Genomic DNA, 23,215 nt, shown 5'->3' on the forward strand with positions numbered 1-23,215 from the left:
TTCTTAGCCTCCCAGCCGCTGAACTATAGCAAGCAAGTCCAGGCCGGTTATCTGCATGTACGCAGCCAGTCCAAACGCTGGAACGATCAGCAGTGCACAGAACACCAGCGCCGTGTTGGCCAAGCCTCTTTTTATTGACGCACCTCTGGAAACCACTAGTGATACACCGCCGAAAACCGGTCGGCCCGATACTTCACGCAACATTCGGCGCCCATAGATTACCGGCCATAATTGCGAAAGCGCGAATGCTACACCGATACCCCCACCAACGCCCGCCACGAGAATTCCTGCCGTCAATGGCAATCGGGGCGGTGAAATGGCTTTTACCGGGGTACGCGGCGGATTGATAATCTGAAACTTGACGTCCTCACCACTCTGTTCGACATCCTCTGAGATCCGGGCCGATTCGCGCCGGGTTACCAAAGAATTGTATTGATCGCGATAGATCTGGTAATTGCGGTTCAGGGTTTGCAGCTCTGCTTCCACTTTGGTCAGCGTCTCGATCTGGCGTTGAAGGTTTTCCACTCTGGATGCAAACTCCTGGCGTCTTACCTGCAATCCGGCTATTTCTGCCTCTACTCCGCCCAGTGATGCGCGCAACTGCTGGTAGAGTGGATTCGGTATCGATCCACTGCCGGCGGTACCTTGTGCTATGGACTGCTCTTCGTGGATCCGCTGCGTCTCCAACTGCTCTATGCTGCGCTGTGCCTCGATGACATCCGGATGTTCCGTGGTATAACGCAACAACAACTCATCCAGGCGGCGCTGCAACGCCAACAAACGCTCCTCGGTAGGTGTCTGTGCAAGAGTGCCCTCGGCGGTCACTGCGCGTTGTCCCGATGGTGTGCCCTGCAACTGTTGCTGTAGAGCCTGCCTGCGAAAGCTGGCTTCGCGTAATGCCAGCTCCACGCCCTCAAGATTGGTTCGTGCTGCTTGCAGCCGTTGATAGAAACTAGCTTCCTGCTCCGGCAACAAATTGATGTTCTGCCGTTTGAACTCTTGCAAACGTTTTTCGGCATCTGTCAGCCGTGACTCATACTCTTTGATCTGTTGATCGAGGAACTGCTGCGCCGTCTCAGAACGTGTGCGCTGATCACCGGCTGCGTCCTTTACAAACGCATCGAGCAAAGCCTGCACTATCCGTCGTGCCGTTTCCGCATTGTTGTGGCGAGCCGAGATGGTATACAGATCCGGGCTGCTGGGACGCGATGGCCGTACTGCATGAGATTGCTGCAACGAAATATTGCGTTGCAGTTCGCCAAGTACCGCTTCGAATTCATTCTGCGTCTTGACATCATGATCGAGATCCGTTGTGCGCATCACCTGTTCGAGATTTGGGCGGCTAAGCAGGTGTTGCGACATCAGCCCAAGTTTCTGAGACACATCCACATCGACCGTCAACCCCCGCAGCAGAGGGCGTAACAATGACGCCGTATCGACATAGACCACGGCTTCCGATTCATAAACATTGGGCACCTTGGCGAGCCCGTACCAACCGAGCACACAAATCAGCCACGCTGTCACCAACGCAACCCAGCGGAAGCGCCACATTCCGCGTATATAGACCAGTAACTGTTCGATAAGCTGCTGCATCGCGGGTATCCGTTCGCTATCTACCTCAGAACCAGGACTCTGGGACTATCAAAATATCACCGGGCTGCATCACGACATTGGCGGAGATATCACCCTTCTCCAATAGATCTTCCAGGCGAACCCGAAACGATTTCTGCTGTCCCTGGGGACCGCGCACAATGGTCGCGCGATTGCCCGCCGCAAACTCTGTCAATCCTCCGACTGCGATGATTACATCCAGAACCGTCATGTTGACGCGAAAGGGGATAGAGCGAGGTTGGGCAGCCTGGCCAATGACGCGAATCTGCTCACTGGAACTACCGACGAAACTGTTGACAGTAACAGTGACGATGGGATTTTTCACGTAGCGCGAGAGACGACTCTCAACATCCCGCGCCAGTTCCGTTGGGGTTTTACCAGCCGCCTGCACGTCTTCCACCAACGGGGTTGTTATCCTGCCATCCGGACGTACCGGCACAGTAACCGAGAGATCTGTGTTCCCCCAGACAAATACATTCAATTGATCACCTGGGCCAATCGTGTAGCTTGACTCGCTGGGCGTCGGCGACGCCGAGATCGCAGGCAACTCCGGCGCCCCTGCGCAGGCGGCCAGAAGCACCACCATACCTACAATCAAACCTCTTTCCGCGATTTGTACGACACTCATGATCATCCTCCTAACAAATCCGACCAGGCACACCCTGTTTCGGTCATAGCCGCAAGCCCACTGAATGCATCACTAACACCAGGATTGGGCAGCCGCATTACCAATCGCATGTTCCAACTGTCGCATGAGAGTTGGCTCAGCACCAGCGAGAAACGCCTGCAATGTTTTGCGACTGTCCGCCGCCTCTGCAGGGCCGACAGTGGTGACCACAATCGATGCCGCGTCGGTTCGCCCACAGATCAAACCGCGCAATCCAAGCAACTTTGCATTCGTGGCCACAGCGGCGTTGTTACCCGCCACACGATACCAGGTCCAGATAACCCGACGTTGACCGGATGGCGAGGCGACCAGGATCTCCCTTATTGGGATCACTGTATCTCCTGCTTCGATTTGCCGATACTCGTCGGATAGGAACCGCCAACTCTCCGAGTCGAAGGGGGAATTGACCCACGCAACGGCTTCGTGGCCGGGCCGCTGAGAGTAATATAGAGCAATCTGCACAAGTACAGGCCGATCACCGCTATTGATATAGGTACCGGTAATCTCATCGTCTGCACCGGTAAATCTGCCACCACTCCTATGTACCTCCCGGGTTTCAAATGATACCCACTCACCCAATCGGGAAGGCGGGGCCAACACACGGTCTGCCGCAACCACAGGGGCTGCCATCAAGACGGATACGCCAACCGGGACTAACAGGGCAGCTGCCATCGCCATACCTACCACCAGACCCATTGAGGCGCGGGCAGGCGGAGCCTTGTTTTTCTTTGCAGTGCCCTCACCAGTCACTAACCATCGCCGCGGCATGAGGTGGCTGGCAGCCAGGAAGAAAACCAGCATTCCGACTCCGAACAACATCCATCCCAGGGAAACGTGGTCTTCCTTGACAAAATAGTGCTGCATATCTGTCATTGCACCGGCGACTACCACGATGAGGATACGTATCACATTCAAAAGAAAGGACATGCCGACGGCGCTGGCGAACAACAGGATACCCGGCCCGACGCGCAGCCCCGTCCATCCAGCGAAAAGCAACGCCAGGGGCATAGCCACCACCAGTTGACGCATACCCGTGCAATTGTCCGCGATATAGAATTTCCCCACTGACAGCGTAATGGTGCTTCCCTCCAGAAGGGCTGTGATCCCACCGAAACCCAAGAGCCAGGTAACAACGTGAGCGGTGCCGAGACGCAATGGCTCGTTAAATACCGACCACACGGGTATTCCGAACACCAGCAGCACCAGAGGCAGCCAGAGCCGACGTACGCTGTGCCAGCCAGATACCGCAAGAACCAGGGAGGGGAATAAAAGCCAAAACGCCAAACGGGCACCCACTTCAATCAGAAGCAGCGAAGAAACTCCCCAGATGAGAGCGGTCGTCACCAGTGCGGCAGCCCCCGGCAGATTGGGGCGAATACCGAATGCATCAGGCTCACGCCAAACCGTGCGACCCGCGAGCAACAGTGACAGGACGAGCAACAGACTGCCGTGAGAGTAGTCGACGGTATCGCTCGAGAGCCACAACTCAATCAGACCAGCCAACGTATCCCGATACGCAACGGCGGTGAGCAGCACCAAAGCGGCCAGCACCGCGATCGGCGCAGATCGTGATTGCAGCACCAAATTGGCCGTTGTGGCATTCACCGCTCGACTCCGAGGCGACGCATCAACTCATAAAGCGTCGGCCGTGTCACTCCAAGCAACTCAGCCGCTCGAGAAATGTTGCCCTGACTGTAATCCAGCGCTTTACGCAGTGCCCTTCCTTCCGCAGCCTGCCTGACAGAGCGCAGATCCAGGGATTCCTGGGTCGCACTGGCTGCCCGAAGCTCAAGGTCTTCGGGTGTAATATCCGGGCCTTGGGTCATAATCACCGCGCGTTTGACACGATTATCCAATTCGCGGACATTGCCTGGCCAGGCGTACCCCTCCATCGCTCGCAGTGCCTCGGCGGTGAATCCCGCCAGTGAGCGATGCATGTCCGCCGCGTGTTGGGCGAGAAAACTCCTCGCCAGCATAACCACGTCGCCTTGTCGCTCTCGCAGTGGAGGGATGGGTATTGAGACCTCGGACAACCGATAGTAGAGATCTTCCCGGAATTCCCCTTCGGCAATCATCTCTTTGAGATCACGATGAGTGGCGCAAAGCACCCGGGTTTCGACGGGGATCTCCTGTCGCCCGCCCACGCGCTCGATCACGCGCTCCTGAAGAAATCGCAACAACTTGGCTTGAAGCGCAGCCGGCAGATCCCCAATTTCGTCAAGAAACAGGGTTCCCTCATGGGCCAGTTCTATTTTTCCCGGGGTTCGCTTGATGGCACCGGTAAAGGCGCCTTTTTCGTGACCGAACAACTCGCTCTCCAGCAGCTGCTCCGGGATCGCGGCACAGTTGATGGCGATAAAACGACCTGACGCAAAAGGGCTGAGATCATGCATGGCGCGGGCAAAGAGTTCCTTTCCGGTGCCGCTTTCGCCGATTAGCAGAACAGTCGCGTTGGCAGGGGCGACCCGCTCCACAAGCTCGCAGACCCTCGTCATCTCAGGACTTCCGGCCACTATTCCCTTTAGTGGTGATGCCGGTTTGTTCTCCGCGAGTCGGCGATTCTCCGCTTCGATCTCATAGAGATAGAGTGCGCGCTCCACGACAGTTCTCAACAGATCGGGATCAACCGGCTTCTGGTGATAATCGTAGGCACCCATCGAGATGGCCGACAGCGCGTGATCGCGAGAGTCGCTGCCGGTGACGACGATTACTTTGGTGTTGGGCGCGAGTTCACGAATCTGTTGAAGTGCTGCAAGACCTTCGCTTGCGTTTCCCGGATCCGGCGGTAATCCCAGATCCAATAAAACCACATGGGGGTCGTACACCTCGATTGCCGAGATTCCACTGCTGCGATCAGATGCCGTTTGAACCTGGATTCCGTCAAAACTCCATTTGAGTTGCTTGCATAGCCCCTCATCGTCATCGATGACCAGAAGACGATGCATGGCTACACCCGCCCCTCAGTTTCATGGTTGACCCAAAGGATAAGGTGTTGTTGATCAGAGTGATTTTGCGCACGTAGCGATACTGCAGGCTTGCCCGCTGCCCGTCCTCCACTCCTCGCTAGGAGTGCTTCCCCCCAATTTTCCACGGGGCGCCTTTGATTCAATACACCCTCACTCATCCTTGCTGCCCCAAGATCGTTCCTGCACCGCGATGACCGGAATGAATTTCACTCCGATTCATCCGGTAAAATGTCCATATTATTTACACTTACCGTGTAAATCCCGAGATTTAGTGACGGCTTACTTTACACTTTGTTCATTCAGCGGTTCAATAACAATTTTTCTGTGGGTTACAAACTTTTTTGCTTATGTGTTTACAGGGAGTAAAAGTACATCGCCAACTACCTTGCGATGAGCTCCGGAAGATGTCTTTCAGCATACCCGGTAAGCGTCCGATAACCGGCTTCAGTGATGTGACTTCCATCCTCCGCAGTATAGTCACGCTTACGCAAGCCATCTTCATCCGCAAAGAGCCGCTCAATATCCAATAGTGGAATGGCATGTTCACTCGCGTAGCTACGCATCCAGTCATTCACCACCGTCACCTCATTGCTGACAAAGCGCGCGTAACTCTGCTTTCCGCGCAGCCGTCCAATGAATCCGCGTAAGCTATTCATTATTCCGGCGGGTTCAGCAGTTGTTACCTCGGTGGCCAGAATCGGTTTGATGCCGCTATTCCGGGCTAATTCGACCATCGCCTTCAGGTCGTTTTTAGTGCCCGCAACCCGTACCGCCAAATCGGCCCGTTCAGCCCGAAATATGTCGTTAATGAAACCCCAGATAATGACATAACGCGGCTTGAGAGCCACGACATCGCGCTCGAAGCGAGCCAGCATCTGGTTGCTTTCCTGCCCCCCCACACCCTTGTTGACAAAGGTCAGCCCCGCCAAATTTTCCACTTTCCAACCAGCTGCATAGGATGCCCCTATGACTACCACATCGTATTCACACGGCTTGCTTCCCATTGTCCCCTCTCTTTCTGAAGCGGTTGTCACCCATGGTATAGCGAAACCCACAAACGTCAGCATGACGAGCGCAGCTCTCAGGAGCGAGGCGCCATTGCTACGACAAATCATGGAACTCTCCTTGTGCATCGATGTAATGTAATCGTGTTTTTCAGCATCCGCATACAACCACTCATCTGACACTGGTACCCGGGAATCGCGTTACAACAACCCATCGCGCTCACTGGGTGTTTCCGCCCCCAGATTTATGATGAAATTTCAACTGTATTCCGGCCGAAGAACCATCAATCATTGACGCTGCATCCATCGGGCACGACGCTTACTGATGGAGCTGGCTGGTACTGTCAGGCTGATACTTGTGCTCAATCCATGTCGATTGCACCCGCATCGCAATTGCCAGCGTGCCAAATCCCTTCCTCTGACAATAAACCAGGGTGATCATGATGACACTTCGTCGCTGACCGCAGGTTGCTCCACGGCAACTTCGCTTAATGAAACACTGCACAGCAGCTGCGTGCCTCGATCAGGTTCGCTCGCCACGACGATATCGCCGCCCAAAGCACGGAACATTTCACGGGCCTCGAAAGCGCCGATCCCCATCCCGGTAAGCCCTTTGGTGGTATCGAAAGGACGAAACAGGCGTTCCCTGATGAATTCCTCGCTCATGCCGCAACCATTGTCCTCAATCGCCAAATAGCCTCGCGTATTCTCTCGCCATACCCGCACGTTTACGGATCCATTAGCGGCGGTTGCTTCCTGAGCGTTCTGTATCAGGTGCTTCACAATCGCTAACAGTCGATCACGATCTGCTTCCAACATCACTTTCCCATCGCCCGACACCAGTCGGGGACGTGGTTCTGTTACAGAACGCATTTCCACCGCCTGAGACGTTACCTGCACGAGATCCACCCGCTCCAATTGCCGGGGCACGGCTCCTGTCCTCAACTGCTCTAGCAACCTGGTCATTCGTGCAACGGAGTTTTCGACTGTACCAATGACATCCTGCAGAAACTCGGGATTGGCCCGATGCCGTTGAGCGTTGCTTATCACCAGCGAAAGTTGGGCGATGAGATTCTTCAAATCATGAATCATGTATGCGGACAGACGGTTGAAGCCTTCGAATTGCCGCGCTTCGGTCAACGCCCGCAGCGTTTCACTTTGAGCCAGGTAACCGGCCACTTCCCGTGCTGCGACCTTGAGGATGTCGCGGTCCTCCCAATTTATTGATTGGGTGGCACGTGACGGAATAAGGAGAATAAAACCGATCAGATCTCTGTCGTGCAACAACGGCACGATAAGCCAGAATTTCCCGGCGGCAAGGAGTTCTGCAGACAATACCAGATCACGGTAGCGATCCCGATGCTCGCGATACTCCTTCAATTCAATCACCCATTCCGTGTCGAGCAGAAACCGCATCAGGGACTCGGAGTCCGCTTGGGACATCTCAAGAGACTCCGATGAATTCCACCGTTCCACGGGCAGCAATCGACCGTTTGACTGTTTTAGCCACAACTGCCCGCCCGGGCTCTCAAGTATGTCTGCAATTGCGCGAATTGCCCTGATGGGTAACCGCTCTTCTGTGGAACCGCTAACCAGAGTGCGCGTCATGCGTAGCCACTCTTCCCTGTAATCATAGCGGTAGTTGAAAAAGTGCTTGCTGATGAACACCTTCAGCTTGGCGCGAACCTGCGTGGAGAGCGCGACAATCATCAGAAACAGCACTGCTGCAAAAACAAGGACCACCTGCGAAACGTGGCCCCAGTCCCCACCGTATCGACGCAGATAAAAACCCGCAGCGGCCATAACGATCAGGTAGCTGCCAGAGGCCACGATAACGGTGCTGTGGAACACCAGGCGCCGCGACACATAGACATCCAAGTGCCACTGTGGATTGCGAGCCGCCGACACTGCGATCAAAGGCACAACCAGAGCATGGATGTATCCGCGGGCCTCCCAACGAGCAATATCGATATCCTGAAACAGCAGTGCCTCAACGTATTTGTAAAAATCAAAAACATAAACGCCAACGATCGCAAGGCAGAGATACTTGATAGCCCATCGTCTCTGCGCAGCCGTGTAACGAAACAGATGCTCGACCAGTATCAATACCGCCAGAATAAGACCGATTTTGCTGAGAAGTAGAATGGTGGAGAGAGTGGCTTCATCGATCAGTTGCTCCGGGAAGGTTATGAGCACAAGCGAACCCAGGACCAAACCAACAGAAATGAGCGCCACCGCGTCGATCGCGCGCGGGATGGCTTTTGAACTGGCCCCACCTTTGCGAAGAATTCCCCAAAGGAAAGCCACCCACGCTGAATCCCTGAGGAATTCCGTTATTAGAACGAGTTGATCAGATTGGGTGGTAAATGTTCCTTGCCAGGCGAGAACTGCCGCCCACAACAAGCTGGTCAGTGCCACCGTGATCAGGAGGGCGCCGTGCAACTTGCGATCGCGCCAGCCGATAAGCAATACAATCGCCAGAGCGACGTAAGCCGCGACGGAGAACAGATAACCGATAGTGCCAATGTCTAACGCCAGCACTTGTCACATACCTTAGTGGCGACTAAACCACATCACACGCAGTTTCTGCGAGTCAATCACCTGATACCGGTCGCGCGAAAAACAAAACCCCCGCATCTTAGCGAGGGCTGCGTCCAATCGGTCGATTACGTACAGAATCATCGCTCCTTTGCGCAAGTACGTAGAAAGTTTCAAGCACCAGATTAGCTTAACGCGCCCCTCGCCCCAAGAGCACCACCTCAAACGTGCGCAACATGATCAGAAAATCGAGAAAGATACTATGATTCTTTAGGTAATACAGGTCGTATCTCAGCTTCTCGGCCGCATCCTCTTCGGAAGCACCGTACGAATAACACACCTGCGCCCAACCTGTTATGCCGGGTCGAATACGATGGCGTTCACCGTAATAAGGGATTCGCTGGGACAGGGTTTCGACAAACTCCGGACGTTCAGGCCGCGGTCCTACGAAACTCATCTCACCTTTGAATACATTCCAAAGCTGGGGCAATTCATCAATCCTGGTTTTGCGAATGAATCGCCCAATCGTCGTAACGCGATTATCATTGGCCGTAGCCCAACGCGCAACGCCATCCGCCTCGGCATCCATCCGCATACTACGAAACTTTATAACTTCGAAGACTTTACTTCCCAAACCGAGCCGTTTCTGTCGAAAGAAAACATCTCCCTCCCCTCTGGTTTCCAACCAAATGGCCAGAGAAGTGAACAGCATGACCGGCCAGATGAACGAAAGCAGTGCCAAACTGGCCAGGAGATCAAAGGCACGCTTCAGCGATGACTGCAATGCGCTATGTCGAAAGCCATCAGAATAGATGAACCAACTGGGATACAGATGCTCCAAAATTACCTTGCCCGTCTCCTGTTCATAAAAGAATGGAAACTCCATTACGCGTGTGCCGCTCAATTTGCAGTCCATCAACTCGTGCATAGGCAGCTTCTCGCGCCTATCAGAAATTGCTACGACTACCTCATCGATCTCCCGCATCCTCACATAATCCAGTAGCGGACCGTCCAATCGCACTTGAAGGCTCTCGGGAACTACCCGAACTTCCCGCGGCAGTCCGACACAGCCCACTACCTGAAACCCGGCACCTGGCTGCGCTGCAAGCCCAAGTAGCTCCTGCGCGGGCTGCCCCGTTCCAATCACCAGCACACGGCGGCGCAATGTCTGCTCATCCATAAGTCTGAAGAAAAGATAACGCGCGGCCAGTATTCCCCAGAACGCAAGGACAAATGCAACCAAAAACGAGCGCCGCCAGGTTAAAACATCAGGAAACAGGAACCCTATAAGTCCGATCTCCATCAACGCCAATAGAAAGCTGACTGCAACGCGCAGCAACACTCCAGCACGGCCCTCTTCCAGATTGCGCTGATAGAGGCCCACTATGGTCATGTTGAAACTCATTAATACCGAAAAAACAAGGACACCGGACCACGCCTTGGCGTCTATCTGCCAGGGATGATCCTGAATGCTTGAGGCGCGGACTACCTCACCCAGGTACATACTGGCAATAAATATCGCGAACTCTGCCAAACCCAGCAGCAAGAACCAGACAGGTACGTAGTGTCGAAATAGGCGAATCATATGTGCAGAGTCTGAATTGTTAGACTTGTGGGTGTGCCAACCTCAGCCGTATTGGGCGAAGAGTTATCTCTGCAATCCTACAGGGGGTGGTACATGGTGCCGCTGAAACTCCCCGGAGGATTTATACATTAAATAGTTGGTTATTAATCATCGATTAGCTTTATTCAATATAGACGAAATCAGAGCTAATACCAATACTATTATCAGTATTTGCTCTCCTAAATATCAGTAAAATCGTGTAAGAAATATCTTACACGTGTAATCCCAGGGGTGCCACCCTGCTAACACCTTGATTTTTAACTGCTTGAACTGGATTACAGCGTAGGACGCCCGGTGCCGGATTCTGCTTACACCGAAGCCTTGGGTGGGTCAGGCGCGTGGATTGGATTGTTTCCGAGTCCAACCCAACGGTTAGCACTATCGCCAACGAGGCTGATCGGCTCTGAAAACTCGCAGGCTATGATTTTGCGGTGAGATGCGTTGAGCAGGGTACGCTCAGGGTGATAGCAATGCGCTCCCCGAGCATACCAATTCAGTAGAGGCAACGGCCTTAAACAAGATATCTGTCGATAGATCAGACGCTACTGCTGCGGCGCTTTCCTGCAGCAACCAACGCCAAAAGCCCGACTCCCAACAGCGCCAGACTCCCCGGTTCGGGAACACCTCTGACCTGACCTTCGATGACGTCATTGGCACAGGTCATGGTCCAATGCAGGGCCAAATCTGTTCCCCCTAAAGCGGCGGCCAGGCTGAGATCAGCCACCAGGCGCAGATAGCCTTCACCAACCGACCAGCTTCCAACGCTGGAGGTTTCTCCCCTGCTCAACAAGCTGACGTTTCCAGAGCCAATATCTACCGCCACCTCTTGACCGCCCCTCCAGATTGCATTGCCGGTCATGAAATCATCACTCATTCGCGCATTTGCGGCGTTGGTTGCACCGTTCAACTCATACAGGGATAGGGAGCCGCCCGAATTGCTGAATCGGTTATCCAGCACCAAGCCATATTCCCAGAATGTCCCGAATGCCGCGTTGTCCTCTGTGTAGTAGGGTTCGCTACCGTTCGGATCCCAAACACTTGCCAGGAAAAGATCGCCGTACCCGATTCCCGTACGTCCCTGGGTATAGTTTCGAAAGAGGTTACCGGAGTTCCCGGCGAAGGCGGTGTAGATGTCGAACGTTACGAGGTTGCCGTTGCGTGTAACCTCCACCCTCTCAGTGTCGAAGTTGCTCAGGCTCCCGATGACATCTCGATCGGCATAACTGCTGGAAGTAGGCGCTGCGCCCCAGTAGGTATCGTAAATGACATTGGCACTGACCGGCGCAGTCCACGCAACCACCAGAGCGCTAACGAGAAGAAGGTTTCGTAATTTCATTGGTTATCCCTATAAACCCAGACAGCCTGGTCCATGCCTAAAAACACTGCAATTACCGCGCCTAAATAATATTTTTCTTTTTAATAGAGGTAGTTACTGATTAAACGACACCCATGCTTGTGCAGGTAATGCATGCTATTTTTTACACTTATTTGGCTATCTGTTGCCACTGATTAGATTATTCAACTATTCAGAGAATACTTAACTAATTGTTATTTCACGTTATTTTTTGTTATCCACGCGTAAAAGCTCAAAACGCAGCGGTGTAAATAAATTCGACACCCCTTAACGAAATACTGATACGTCTGCAGATCGGCTCGGAACCTCCCGCCTCGCAACGCAAAGATCGACCGTTGTGGAACGCAGCATGCCGCTATTTCAGGGTCAACGGGCAAAAGCGCGCCAAACCTCAATGATCCTTTGCCGATCAGAGAGGTTTGGCGTATCCGACACGATGGGAACCGCGTATGACGCACAAAATAGTGGCGTCCCCTAGGGGAGTCGAACCCCTGTCGCCGCCGTGAAAGGGCGGTGTCCTAGGCCTCTAGACGAAGGGGACAAAAGTTAGGGTTGGTGATGGCACCAACCCTTGGCTTTTGGTGGAGCTAGGCGGGATCGAACCGCCGACCTCTTGAATGCCATTCAAGCGCTCTCCCAGCTGAGCTATAGCCCCAAAAGAGACGCGGAACTTTACGCTACCGATTTATGGGTGTCAAGATTGATCCCATACCCCGATCCACCCTGCTCTGTACCAACTATTTCTTTATTTCCTATTGAGTTAGGACTCAGCCCGATTTTCGATTTTGACCCAGGAATCCCGCAGCGTGACGACGCGGTTAAACACCGGTTTTCCGCCATCGGCGTTGCTCGCGTCGCGGCAGAAGTAGCCCTCGCGTTCGAACTGGAAGACGCTGCCGCAGGGTGCTTCGGCGAGTTCTGGCTCGACCACCGCCTGATCCAGGACCTGCAGCGAATCGGGGTTGAGTGATCCCATAAAATCCTGACCTTCCGGCATATCCTCAGGATCGGGGTTCGCGAACAAGCGCTCATAGAGGCGCACCTCCGCCTGTACTCCAGACCGTGCTGACACCCAGTGGATGACCCCCCGCACCTTGCGACCATCCGGGTTGGTGATCAGGGTAGCGGGGTCGTAGCTGCAGCGCAGTTCGTGGATCTCGCCGCCCGAGTCTTTAACCACTTCGTCGCAGCGGATCACATAGGCGTTGCGCAGCCGCACTTCGCCGCCCGTCACCAAACGTTTGTACTTATTGGGAGCCTCCTCCCGGAAATCCTCGCGATCGATATAGATCTCACGCGTGAACCGCAGCGTACGCTGCCCCATGGCCTCGTCCTTGGGATGGTTGGCGGCGATGATTTCCTCTTCGCGATCGGCAGGATAGTTCTCGATTACCACCCTGATCGGCCGCAGGACCGCCATGCGCCTTGGCGCCGAGATGTCGAGCTCTTCCCGTATGCAACTCTCAAGCAGTCCCATTTCTATGCGGTGGAACGACTTGGTAACACCGATGCGGTTGCAGAAGTTACGGATGGCCGCTGGCGGGTATCCCCGGCGACGCATCCCGGCAAGGGTTGGCATACGTGGATCGTCCCAACCGGTGACATGCCCTTCGGAGACCAGGCGCGTCAGTTTTCGTTTGCTGAGCACGGTATGCTCCAACTCCAGGCGCGAAAACTCGAGCTGCCGCGATCGCGCCTCGATACCGCAGTGCTCCTGGAACCAGTCGTAGAGCGATCGGTGATCCTCGAACTCCAGCGTACAGAGCGAATGGGTAATACCCTCGATGGCATCCGATAGGCTGTGCGCAAAATCGTACATGGGGTAGATGCACCACGCTTGGCCGGTCTGGTGATGCACAGCGCCGTGCTTGATGCGATAGATCACCGGGTCGCGCAGATTGATATTGGGCGCAGCCATGTCGATGCGCGCGCGCAGCGTGCGTGAACCATCGGCGAATTCACCTGCGCGCATGCGCTGGAACAGATCGCGGTTTTCAGCAACCGACCGGTTCCGGTAGGGACTCTCCCTGCCGGGCTCCTTCAATGTGCCGCGGTACTCCCGCATCTCGTCAGGCGTGAGTTCGCACACGTAGGCTTCGCCCTGATCGATGAGGTGCATCGCAAATTCGAAAAGCCGGTCGAAATAGTCGGAGGCGTAGAACAGCTTGTCCTGCCAGTCGAATCCCAGCCAGTGCACGTCTTCGCAGATGGCGTCGACAAACTCAATGTTCTCCTTGTGCGGGTTGGTGTCATCGAAACGCAAATGACAGATAGCGCCCGGATAGTCGCGCGCGATGCCGAAGTTCAGGCAGATCGACTTGGCATGCCCGATGTGCAGATAGCCGTTCGGCTCCGGTGGAAACCGCGTCACGATGCGGTCGTGTTTTCCTGAACTCAGATCGGCATCGATGATGTCGCGGATGAAATTCGAGGAGCCCGGTGTCTCGGTGTTGCCCATATTCAGTTTCAATCCCCGGCAGGAGCGGCTTTGGCCGCGAATCGGCCAACGGAACGCAAACCTATTCGCGGTTGAAACCGCTCCTACGCAAAATCGTGATGGTTATTCCGCTGCCGTGGCGTGTTCTTCAATAAACGCCAAGGCCTTGTCAAGGCGACGCAGCGTCGCCTCTTTGCCTACCAGCCAGAGCGTCACGTCGATCCCCGGCGACGCGGCGCGCCCGACTACGGCCACCCGCAGCGGTTGCGCCACTTTGCCCATGTTGAGGCCAAGCGACTCGGCCACTGCATTCACGCAATCGTGCAGCACCTCCGCTTGCCAGTCCGGCAGCCCTGCCAACGCCTCGCGCATCTTGCTCAACGGCGCCAGCGCCACGGGCCGCAGATGCTTTTTGGCCGCCTGTGGCTCGAATTCATCGAAATCGCGATAGATGAACGCGCTGATCTCGGCCATCTCGACCAGCGTTTTGGCCCGCCCCTGCTGCGCCTTCACCACCTCGACCAGATCCGGTCCCTGTGCCGGATCGATGCCGAGATTCCCCAAGTGCCAGCTCAGCTGGTGTGCAATGTAAGCGGGGTCGGCATTGGTGATGTGATGCTGATTGAGCCACAGCAGTTTGTCGCGATTGAACGCAGCGTTCGCCCGGTTGACATTGCTGATATCGAACAACTGGGTCATCTCGTCGATGGTAAAGATCTCCTGATCGCCGTGTGACCAACCCAGTCGCACGAGGTAATTAAGGAGCGCCTCCGGCAACAACCCATCTGCGCGGAACTGCATGACACTCACAGTGCCGTGACGCTTCGAAAGCTTTTCACCGTCTGGTCCCAGTATCAGCGGCAGGTGCCCGTAAAGCGGCGCCGTTCCACCCAGCGCCTCGATGATGTTGATCTGCCGCGGCGTGTTGTTGATGTGGTCGGCGCCACGAATGACATGGGTGATCGCCATGTCGAGATCGTCAACCACCACCGTCAGATTGTAGGTCGGCGTCCCATCCGAGCGGGCGATGATCAGATCATCCATTTCATCGTTACGAAAGACGATGCGCCCCTGCACCAGATCGTCGACCACTACCTCGCCACCCACGGGATTGCGAAAACGAATCACGTAGGGCTCGTCCTCGGGCTGGTCCCTGCGCGTTTTACACAATCCGTCATAGCGCGGCTTGATCTTCCTGGCCATCTGCTCTTCGCGCAGGGCCTCCAGGCGCTCCCGCGAACAGTAGCAGCGATAGGCCTTGCCCTCGGCCAGCAGTTGCCCGATCACCGCGCCGTAGCGATCGAAACGCTTGGTCTGAAAGAAGGGCCCCTCGTCATACGAGAGCCCCAACCAGGTCATCCCTTCCAGGATGGCATTGACCGACTCGGCCGTGGAGCGCTCCAGATCAGTGTCCTCGACGCGCAGGACAAAGGTGCCACCGTGCCGGCGCGCATAGAGCCAGGAGAAGAGTGCGGTGTGTGCACCTCCTACGTGCAGATAGCCGGTTGGGCTGGGTGCGAATCGGGTACGGATCGTTGTCATCGAGGTAAACCGCAATGTGGGGCCAGGGAAAGGGGCGTATTGTAACAACGCCACCCTCACTCTGCCTTGCAAATTGACGCGTTTTCGACCCCTGTATATACTCACCCGCCTCTTTCGGGCGGTTAGCTCAGCGGGAGAGCACTGCCTTCACACGGCAGGGGTCACTGGTTCAATCCCAGTACCGCCCACCATACCATCCCCCTTTAAAGACCGGTTTGCATCGGTCTTTTTCGTTTTTGATTCAGCTCAATGGTTTTGACACGGTGTTCTCGTTAGCATGCTGATGCAAAGGATGCCCTCCCCGGCTCCGTTTCTGGCTGCAACATGGCGATCGACACCGAAATAGACAATCCTAACAATTGGCACACCTTGAGTGCGCAGAATGCGCTCGCGGGTGTCGACAGCAGTACCGAAGGATTGTGCGATACGCAGGTCGCCGAGCGCCGGCGGCGCTACGGATTCAATCGGCTGCGACCGCCAAAGAAAAGCGGGCCGCTGGCTCGCTTCCTGTTTCAGTTCCACAACGTTTTGATCTATGTCCTGCTCGCCGCGGCAGCAATGACGGCCTTTCTCGCGCATTGGGTCGATACCGGCGTCATCCTCGCCGTGGTTGTCCTCAACGCCCTGATTGGTTTCATTCAGGAAGGCAAGGCGGAAAAGGCCCTGGACGCCATCCGCGGCATGCTCTCGCAACAGGCTTCGGTGCGGCGCAACGGCCACCAGACTCTGGTGGACGCCGCGGAGCTCGTGCCTGGCGATATCGTCTTCGTTCAGTCGGGCGACAAGGTACCGGCGGACCTGCGGCTCATCCATACAAGGGAGCTGCAGATCGAAGAGGCCATGCTGACCGGCGAGTCGGTGCCCGCGGAAAAATCGACCGCGGCCGTCGCGGAGGATGCACCGCTGGGCGATCGCGAAGGGATGGTGTACTCGGGTACCCTGGTGACCTACGGGCAGGGCACCGGGGTTGTGGTCGCCATCGGCGATGCCACCGAAATAGGCCGCATCAGCACCCTGCTGCGCGATGTTCAGACGCTCACCACGCCCCTGCTACGCAAGATGGCGGGATTCGCCCGCTGGTTGACCGGCGCCATCCTGGTTATAGCCGCGCTGACTTTTTTCTTCGGTATCTGGGTCCGTGATTACAGCACCACCGAGATGTTCCTGGCCGGGGTAGGACTGGCCGTGGCAGCGATTCCCGAGGGATTGCCCGCCATCATGACCATTACGCTGGCCATTGGCGTTCAGCGCATGGCCCGGCGCAATGCCATCATTCGTCGCCTGCCCGCAGTCGAGACGCTGGGGGCTGTCACCACCATCTGCTCCGACAAGACCGGCACCCTCACCCGCAACGAAATGACCGCCACCGCGGTTGTCACCGCCACCGGCATGTTCGAGGTGAACGGTAGTGGTTACGACCCCCATGGCTGCTTTGTGCTGGATAACCGGGAGGTCGAGTTATCCGACTACCCCATACTCCGTGAGCTCGCGCGCGCCTCAGCGCTCTGCAACGACGCCCGTCTCAGCCAGCGCGATGGGCAATGGCTGCTGGAGGGTGATCCGACCGAGGGTGCGCTGCTCACATTGGGGATGAAAGCGGGACTGGATCTCGACTTCCAACAGGAGGAGTGGCCGCGCACCGATATCATTCCCTTCGAATCGCAGCACCGCTTCATGGCCACCCTCCACCACGATCACGCCGGTCACGGATTCGCCTATGTCAAGGGAGCACCCGAACGCCTGTTGGAGATGTGTGACCATCAGCGGATGCGCGGTGAGGACCTCCCGCTGGATCTCACGTATTGGCACGTGCAGATGAATCGCATGGCACAGAAAGGACAACGCCTGCTCGCCATCGCCTGGAAAGCGACCATGGATGATCGTCGTGCTCTCGCCTTTGGCGATGTCGAGACCGGCCTGACGCTGATTGGCCTCGTCGGCATCATGGACCCGCCGCGCGAAGAGGCCATCCAGGCGGTGCGGCTGTGCCAGTCCGCCGGTATCCAGGTCAAGATGATCACGGGTGACCATGCCGTCACCGCGACGGCCATCGGCTTGCAGATGGGCATTGGCGACGGTACCCGCGTCGTTACCGGACCCGAACTGGATGCCATGGACGACAGCACCTTGCGCGATGCCGTGCTCGGGACCGATGTCTTCGCCCGTACCAGCCCGGAGCACAAATTGCGCCTGGTCCAGGCGCTGCAGGCTGCCGATCAGGTGGTGGCCATGACCGGCGACGGGGTCAACGACGCGCCTGCGCTGAAACGCGCCGATGTCGGCATCGCCATGGGCCGCAAAGGCACCGAGGTGGCCAAGGAGGCGGCCGAAATGGTGCTGGCCGACGATAACTTTGCCTCCATCGCCCACGCCGTCGAAGAGGGGCGCACCGTCTTCGACAACCTGAAAAAGGCCATCATCTTCATCCTCCCCACCAACGGCGGGGAGGCACTGGCGGTGATCGCTGCCATCCTGTTCGGCATGCAGTTGCCTATCACCCCGGTGCAGATCCTGTGGGTCAACATGATCACCGCGGTCACCCTGGCGCTGGCACTGGCGTTCGAACCCGCGGAGGCCCGGGTCATGGCCCGCCCGCCACGCGATCCTGGAGAACCGCTGCTGTCGCGGCTGCTGGTCTGGCGCATCGTGTTCGTGTCGCTGATCCTGGTAACCGGCACCTTCGGACTCTTCGTGTGGGACATCACGCGCGGCGGCGAGCTCGCCCACGCCCGAACCGTCGCCGTCAACACCTTGGTGATGTATGAGATCTTCTACCTCTTCAACTCCCGTTATCTCACGGCGTCGGTGCTCAACCGTAATGGACTGGTCGGCAACCGCTGGGCGCTGGTCGCGATCGGAGTGTTGCTCGTTTTTCAGCTCGCTTTCACCTATTTCGGCCCGCTGCAGAAGCTGTTCGACACCCGCGCCCTGGAAGCTCAGCAATGGGGGATCATCATTCTTGTGGCCTCATCGGTCTTATTCCTGGTCGAAATTGAAAAGGCGCTGATCCGGAAGCGAAACGCCCCATCCACCCCTCATCGGCCCACCCCAGGACATCTTTGAATGGCAACTCTGAGTTTTCACGGCGCGGCACAACAGGTCACCGGCTCCTGCTATCTCATCGACACCGGCAACCACCGTGTGCTGTTGGAATGCGGCATGGTGCAAGGCGAACCGGAGGACAACGCGGCACCGACTTTCCCATTCGATCCGCGCGAAATCGATGCGGTCGTGCTCTCCCATGCGCACCTCGACCACTCGGGGCGCATCCCGGCGCTGGTGCGCAACGGCTTCTCCGGCCCCATCTATTTGACCCGCGCCAGTTATGCCTTGATCGAATTGCTGCACAAGGATGCCGCCCACCTGGAGCTGAAAGACACCGAATGGGAGAATCGCCGTCGCCAACGCTCGGGCAAGCCCCCCATCGAACCGCTGTTCACACTCGACGATGTGGAGACGGCGTTGGAGTTGCGCTCCCCGCAACGCTACGGCGAACGCTTCGAGGTGGTGCCCGGAATCGAGTGCTGTTTTCGCGATGCCGGCCACATCCTCGGTTCGGCGATCGTCGAGTTGTGGATCGCGATCGAAAATGAGACCCGCAAGCTGGTGTTTTCGGGGGATCTTGGCAACCAATGCTCACCGCTGATGCACGATCCCGAGGTGGTCGAAGATGCCGATCTATTGCTGATCGAATCCACCTACGGAGACCGCGATCACCGCCCGCACGATGAAACCCTCGAAGAGTTTCAGGCCGCCCTGGCCGCCGCGGCGCAGAGCGGTGGCAACGTCCTGATCCCCTCTTTCGCGGTTGGCCGCACGCAGGATCTCATCTACTACCTGGGCGACCTTCACCGTGAAGGTCGGCTCGCCCAGCAGGCGGTTTTCCTCGACAGCCCGATGGCCATCGAGGCCAGTACCATTTACACCCGCTTCACCAAGCTCTTCAACAGCGATGACCCCGAGTTTCGTGAAGCCATGCACCACGACTGGAGCCAGTGGCTGCCCATCCTCCAATACAGCCGTACCGCCGAGCAATCCATGGCGTTGAACCAGATCAAGGGTGGCGCCATCATCATCGCCGGTAGCGGCATGTGCACGGGTGGCCGCATTCGCCATCATCTGAAACACAACCTGTGGCGGCGCGACGCCCATGTGGTGATCGTCGGTTATCAGGCCCGCGGCACTCCCGGTCGGGCCCTTATCGACGGTGCCGAAAAATTGAAACTGCTGGGCGAGGAGATCGCAGTGCGCGCCACCATCCATACCCTGGGCGGCTTCTCCGCCCACGCCGGGCAGTCGCAGCTGCTGGAGTGGGCCGGCCACTTCAAAGAGTCGAGACCCCGACTCTTTCTGGTGCACGGCGAAAACGAGAAGATGCTGATCCTGCAGCGTGCCTTCCTCGACCGTCACGGCTGGAATGCGGCGATTCCCACTCGGGGCGAGACCATCACCCTTTGATGCGTGTCATCTCGCTGGTCCCCTCCTGGACCGAGACGCTCATCGCCTGCGGTATCGAGGTGGTCGGGCGTACCCGTTACTGCATTCATCCCGCCGCAGCCGTATCCGGCATCCCGGTGCTCGGCGGCACCAAGCAGCTCGACTGGTCGCGGTGGCGGCACCTGCGGGCAGACCTGGTGGTGATGGATCGCGAAGAGAATACCCAGACGATAGCCGATGAATGCCCATTTCCCGTCTTCCCCACCCATATCCGGGCCGTGGACGACGTTTCGGCGACCTGTGCTGCGCTGGCTGAGCGGCTTGAGAACGTCGAGCTGCGGACGATCGGTGAGCGCTGGCGGCGCATCGTCGGCAGAGCCCCAGTTCCCAGAGCACTGAGTCAACTGCCCGGTGTTGTCGACTGGTGGCGTCGCCCCAAGGTCGAGCCCCGGCAGTGCATCTACCTCATCTGGCGCAAGCCCTGGATGAGCATCGGTCACGATACCTTCATCGCCTCCATGCTCACGCACCTCGGTTGCGGATGGGCGCTGCCACGCTACAGCGAACCCTACCCGGTTATCGAATTACCGCAACCCGGCGATCCACAGCCGCTGCTGCTCTTCTCCACCGAGCCCTATCCCTTCGAACGGTACAGGGCAGAACTACTCAAGCTGCCCTTTCCCATGGCACTCGTGGACGGTGAAGCTTTCAGCTGGTTCGGCATCCGGTCGCTGGCGTTTCTGGAACGTCAACGCGAGGTCTGATGCCAGGCGTTGCGGGCCACCGACCCGTTTCGCGGCTGAAGCCGCTCCTACAATACCGGCTCGGGGCACCGTCGTTTCGCGGCTGAAGCCGCTCCTGCAACACCGGCTTGGGGCACCGTCGTTTCGCGGCTGAGGCCGCTCCTGCAACACCGGCTCGGGGCACCGTCGTTTCGCGGCTGAAGCCGCTCCTGCAACACCGGCTCGGGGCACCGTCGTTTCGCGGCTGAAGCCGCTCCTGCAACACCGGCTCGGGGCACCGTCGTTTCGCGGCTGAAGCCGCTCCTACAATACCGGCTTGGGTCACCGTCGTTTCGCGGCTGAAGCCGCTCCTACAATACTGGCTTGGGGCACCGTAGGAGCGAATTCATTCGCGATCACCCCTTAAGGTCTCACCGCCCGACCCGGTCTCCGGATTCGCCAGACCATTTCGCACAATCACTTCAGCCGCCGTTCAGCTTCGCTCCCCTACTCTGTACCCAACCCAAGGCAACCCGCCCTATTCAGAGGGAGCACCACCATGAAGACCCAGAACAAATTACTGATTGCCACCTTGACCGCCACTGTCTTTGCCGGCAGCGCCTACGCCGGTGGCCACAACGCGGGTCGCCACACCTATCGCGACTCCGCCAAAGTCATCGATGTGACGCCCATTTACCGCCAGATCGAGGTTTCCACACCGCGCGAGGAGTGCTGGCAGGAACAGGTGACCTACGAGGCGCCTGCCGGTCGCAGTTCGGCGACTCCGGTTATCCTCGGCAGCATCATTGGTGGCGTGATCGGCAATCAGATCGGCGATGGTCGGGGCCGCAAGATCGCCACTGTCGCGGGCACCCTGCTAGGGGCTTCGATCGGTGCCGACAACGCACACGCCAACACCCGTTACGCGCCAACGACCGCTACCGAGCAGCGCTGCCGCGTGGTGCAGGAGAGCTACACGGAACAACGCACGATTGGCTATCGGGTCAAGTACCGCTATCGCGGTGAAATCTTCGAGACCCGCATGGATCGCGATCCGGGCGACCGTATCCCGGTGGCGGTCACGGTCACTCCGGTCTTCTGAGTATGCCGGGTTTCCGCCTTGCGCATGGGTGGCGGTATCATGCCCCAAAGCGTGCGGCGGGCATGACCGCCGCCCGCGAGCGACAGTGGGGGATCCGTATGTCGAAATCAGTACCTAGCCTGTTGTTGGCAGCGTTGATCGCCCTCACCGGCGTCACCGCCGATGAGGCCACTGCAGCCAAAAAGCGTCGTTCCGCGGAGATGAGTGCGTCGGAGGCGGCCGCCGAAGTACAACGCCGCACCGGCGGGCAGGCCCTGGGTGTCGAGGAAGAGAACCAGGACGGTCGCAAGGTGTTTCGCGTCCGTGTTTTGACTCCCGACGGTCGGGTACGCGAAATCGCGGTCGATCCCCGATCCCGCGACAACTGATACCCGGCCTATCCATTGCCATGCGTGTTCTGATCATCGAAGACGAAGCTTCGCTTCGCGAACAACTTCTGGCCCAACTCCGCGATCACAGCTATATCGCGGAGGCCGCCGCCGACGGCGAAGAGGGGCTGTACATGGCAATGGAATACCCCTACGACTGTGCCGTCATCGATCTTGGTCTCCCCAAACTGTCGGGCATCGAAGTGATTCGTTCCGCGCGCGCCGCCGACAAAAGGTTCCCGATCCTGATTCTGACCGCGCGGGGCCGCTGGCAGGACAAGGTGGAGGGGCTGGAGGCGGGGGCCGACGACTATCTGGTGAAACCGTTTCACGTCGAAGAGCTCCTGGCCCGGCTCAATGCCCTGGTACGGCGCGCGGCCGGCTGGACGCAACCCCAGCGGGAGTTCGGCCCGCTGGTGCTGGACACGCGCGCGCAAGCGGTGTTTTTGGATGGACAAACCATCGATCTCACCGCCTACGAATACCGGATCATCGAGTACCTGATGCTGCATACCGGCAAGGTGGTTTCCAAGGTCGAGTTGACCGAGCACGTCTACGATCAGGATTTCGATCGCGACAGCAATGTCATCGAGGTCTTCGTCGGACGTCTGCGTAAAAAGCTCGATCCCACCGGCAGCCTGAAACCGATCGAGACTCTGCGCGGCCAGGGCTACCGCTTTAACCCGCCTCTCACATGAAGTCGGACGATCACGGAGTCGGATAGTGCGTCTACTCAAAGGCTCGGCACCTCAGTGGAACTACCCAGCCGGAACAGGGCTTGTCCTATTCGGGCTCAGACCCCATCTGGCTGCGCATCTTGAGCGATCGCCCTTGAGCCATAGC

General features: G+C 57.4%; 16 protein-coding genes and 3 tRNA genes. 7 read left to right on the forward strand and 12 right to left on the reverse strand.

What is annotated here, in order from left to right; genetic code table 11:
- Positions 1 to 3 precede the first annotated feature (3 nt).
- The 12 genes from DWQ09_17330 to DWQ09_17385 form a co-directional block, all read right to left on the reverse strand.
- Positions 4 to 1,593, reverse strand: coding sequence for a lipopolysaccharide biosynthesis protein (locus DWQ09_17330; protein KAA3626003.1), 1,590 nt, complete (start codon positions 1,591 to 1,593; stop codon positions 4 to 6).
- A 25-nt stretch (positions 1,594 to 1,618) separates the two neighbouring features.
- The gene (locus tag DWQ09_17335; GenBank protein ID KAA3626004.1) at positions 1,619 to 2,245 is read right to left on the reverse strand and encodes a sugar ABC transporter substrate-binding protein; all 627 of its coding nucleotides are present in this window, start codon (positions 2,243 to 2,245) and stop codon (positions 1,619 to 1,621) included.
- 66 nt (positions 2,246 to 2,311) lie between these two features.
- Entirely contained in the window at positions 2,312 to 3,883 is a 1,572-nt protein-coding gene (gene epsI, locus DWQ09_17340; GenBank protein ID KAA3626005.1) for an EpsI family protein, read from the reverse strand.
- Positions 3,880 to 5,223, reverse strand: a complete 1,344-nt coding sequence (gene prsR, locus DWQ09_17345) for a PEP-CTERM-box response regulator transcription factor (protein KAA3626006.1) — start codon at positions 5,221 to 5,223, stop codon at positions 3,880 to 3,882. The genes epsI and prsR overlap by 4 nt, the downstream gene beginning before the upstream one ends.
- 401 nt (positions 5,224 to 5,624) lie before the next feature.
- Entirely contained in the window at positions 5,625 to 6,377 is a 753-nt protein-coding gene (locus DWQ09_17350; protein KAA3626007.1) for a hypothetical protein, read from the reverse strand.
- A gap of 309 nt (positions 6,378 to 6,686) precedes the next feature.
- Entirely contained in the window at positions 6,687 to 8,789 is a 2,103-nt protein-coding gene (prsK, locus tag DWQ09_17355) for a PEP-CTERM system histidine kinase PrsK (GenBank protein ID KAA3626008.1), read from the reverse strand.
- A gap of 187 nt (positions 8,790 to 8,976) precedes the next feature.
- Positions 8,977 to 10,371, reverse strand: a complete 1,395-nt coding sequence (locus DWQ09_17360) for a TIGR03013 family PEP-CTERM/XrtA system glycosyltransferase (protein ID KAA3626009.1) — start codon at positions 10,369 to 10,371, stop codon at positions 8,977 to 8,979.
- Positions 10,372 to 10,945: 574 nt separating this feature from the next.
- Entirely contained in the window at positions 10,946 to 11,746 is an 801-nt protein-coding gene (locus tag DWQ09_17365) for a PEP-CTERM sorting domain-containing protein (GenBank protein KAA3626010.1), read from the reverse strand.
- Between the two features lie 483 nt (positions 11,747 to 12,229).
- Positions 12,230 to 12,305, reverse strand: a tRNA-Glu gene (locus DWQ09_17370).
- 38 nt (positions 12,306 to 12,343) lie between these two features.
- Positions 12,344 to 12,419: transfer RNA gene (locus DWQ09_17375), tRNA-Ala, on the reverse strand.
- 105 nt (positions 12,420 to 12,524) lie between these two features.
- A complete protein-coding gene (locus DWQ09_17380; protein KAA3626011.1) occupies positions 12,525 to 14,222 on the reverse strand; it encodes a glutamine--tRNA ligase/YqeY domain fusion protein in 1,698 nt (565 codons plus the stop codon).
- Positions 14,223 to 14,324: 102 nt separating this feature from the next.
- Positions 14,325 to 15,743 carry a glutamate--tRNA ligase gene (locus DWQ09_17385; GenBank protein KAA3626012.1) on the reverse strand — a complete coding sequence of 473 codons (1,419 nt, stop codon included), beginning with the start codon at positions 15,741 to 15,743 and terminating at the stop codon, positions 14,325 to 14,327.
- A 116-nt stretch (positions 15,744 to 15,859) separates the two neighbouring features.
- Here DWQ09_17385 and DWQ09_17390 point away from each other — a divergent pair.
- From DWQ09_17390 to DWQ09_17420, 7 genes are all read left to right on the forward strand, one after another.
- Positions 15,860 to 15,934: transfer RNA gene (locus DWQ09_17390), tRNA-Val, on the forward strand.
- Between the two features lie 133 nt (positions 15,935 to 16,067).
- Positions 16,068 to 18,806, forward strand: a complete 2,739-nt coding sequence (locus DWQ09_17395) for a cation-transporting P-type ATPase (protein KAA3626013.1) — start codon at positions 16,068 to 16,070, stop codon at positions 18,804 to 18,806.
- The gene (locus tag DWQ09_17400; GenBank protein ID KAA3626014.1) at positions 18,807 to 20,201 is read left to right on the forward strand and encodes an MBL fold metallo-hydrolase; all 1,395 of its coding nucleotides are present in this window, start codon (positions 18,807 to 18,809) and stop codon (positions 20,199 to 20,201) included.
- On the forward strand, positions 20,201 to 20,944 hold the full coding sequence (locus DWQ09_17405; GenBank protein KAA3626015.1) for a Fe3+-siderophores ABC transporter protein: 744 nt from the start codon (positions 20,201 to 20,203) through the stop codon (positions 20,942 to 20,944). The genes DWQ09_17400 and DWQ09_17405 overlap by 1 nt, the downstream gene beginning before the upstream one ends.
- 517 nt (positions 20,945 to 21,461) lie before the next feature.
- A complete protein-coding gene (locus DWQ09_17410) occupies positions 21,462 to 22,004 on the forward strand; it encodes a glycine zipper 2TM domain-containing protein (protein ID KAA3626016.1) in 543 nt (180 codons plus the stop codon).
- A gap of 98 nt (positions 22,005 to 22,102) precedes the next feature.
- Positions 22,103 to 22,372: a hypothetical protein gene (locus tag DWQ09_17415; GenBank protein ID KAA3626017.1), complete on the forward strand. Its 270-nt coding sequence runs from the start codon at positions 22,103 to 22,105 to the stop codon at positions 22,370 to 22,372.
- Between the two features lie 20 nt (positions 22,373 to 22,392).
- Positions 22,393 to 23,070 (forward strand): DNA-binding response regulator, encoded by a 678-nt coding sequence (locus DWQ09_17420; protein KAA3626018.1) that lies wholly within the window; start codon positions 22,393 to 22,395, stop codon positions 23,068 to 23,070.
- The last annotated feature ends 145 nt before the right edge of the window (positions 23,071 to 23,215 follow it).

It is taken from the genome of Pseudomonadota bacterium (genome assembly GCA_008501635.1).
Taxonomy (GTDB): domain Bacteria; phylum Pseudomonadota; class Gammaproteobacteria; order QQUJ01; family QQUJ01; genus QQUJ01.

Bases quoted from the DNA above. Each gene is read 5' to 3' on its own strand.
- DWQ09_17385 (KAA3626012.1), bottom strand. From the start codon at position 15,743: ATGACAACGATCCGTACCCGATTCGCACCCAGCCCAACCGGCTATCTG.
- prsR (KAA3626006.1), bottom strand. From the start codon at position 5,223: ATGCATCGTCTTCTGGTCATCGATGACGATGAGGGGCTATGCAAGCAA.
- DWQ09_17420 (KAA3626018.1), top strand. From the start codon at position 22,393: ATGCGTGTTCTGATCATCGAAGACGAAGCTTCGCTTCGCGAACAACTT.
- DWQ09_17360 (KAA3626009.1), bottom strand. From the start codon at position 10,371: ATGATTCGCCTATTTCGACACTACGTACCTGTCTGGTTCTTGCTGCTG.
- DWQ09_17335 (KAA3626004.1), bottom strand. From the start codon at position 2,245: ATGATCATGAGTGTCGTACAAATCGCGGAAAGAGGTTTGATTGTAGGT.
- DWQ09_17330 (KAA3626003.1), bottom strand. From the start codon at position 1,593: ATGCAGCAGCTTATCGAACAGTTACTGGTCTATATACGCGGAATGTGG.
- DWQ09_17395 (KAA3626013.1), top strand. From the start codon at position 16,068: ATGGCGATCGACACCGAAATAGACAATCCTAACAATTGGCACACCTTG.
- DWQ09_17365 (KAA3626010.1), bottom strand. From the start codon at position 11,746: ATGAAATTACGAAACCTTCTTCTCGTTAGCGCTCTGGTGGTTGCGTGG.
- DWQ09_17380 (KAA3626011.1), bottom strand. From the start codon at position 14,222: ATGGGCAACACCGAGACACCGGGCTCCTCGAATTTCATCCGCGACATC.
- DWQ09_17405 (KAA3626015.1), top strand. From the start codon at position 20,201: ATGCGTGTCATCTCGCTGGTCCCCTCCTGGACCGAGACGCTCATCGCC.
- DWQ09_17415 (KAA3626017.1), top strand. From the start codon at position 22,103: ATGTCGAAATCAGTACCTAGCCTGTTGTTGGCAGCGTTGATCGCCCTC.
- DWQ09_17400 (KAA3626014.1), top strand. From the start codon at position 18,807: ATGGCAACTCTGAGTTTTCACGGCGCGGCACAACAGGTCACCGGCTCC.
- DWQ09_17410 (KAA3626016.1), top strand. From the start codon at position 21,462: ATGAAGACCCAGAACAAATTACTGATTGCCACCTTGACCGCCACTGTC.
- DWQ09_17350 (KAA3626007.1), bottom strand. From the start codon at position 6,377: ATGCACAAGGAGAGTTCCATGATTTGTCGTAGCAATGGCGCCTCGCTC.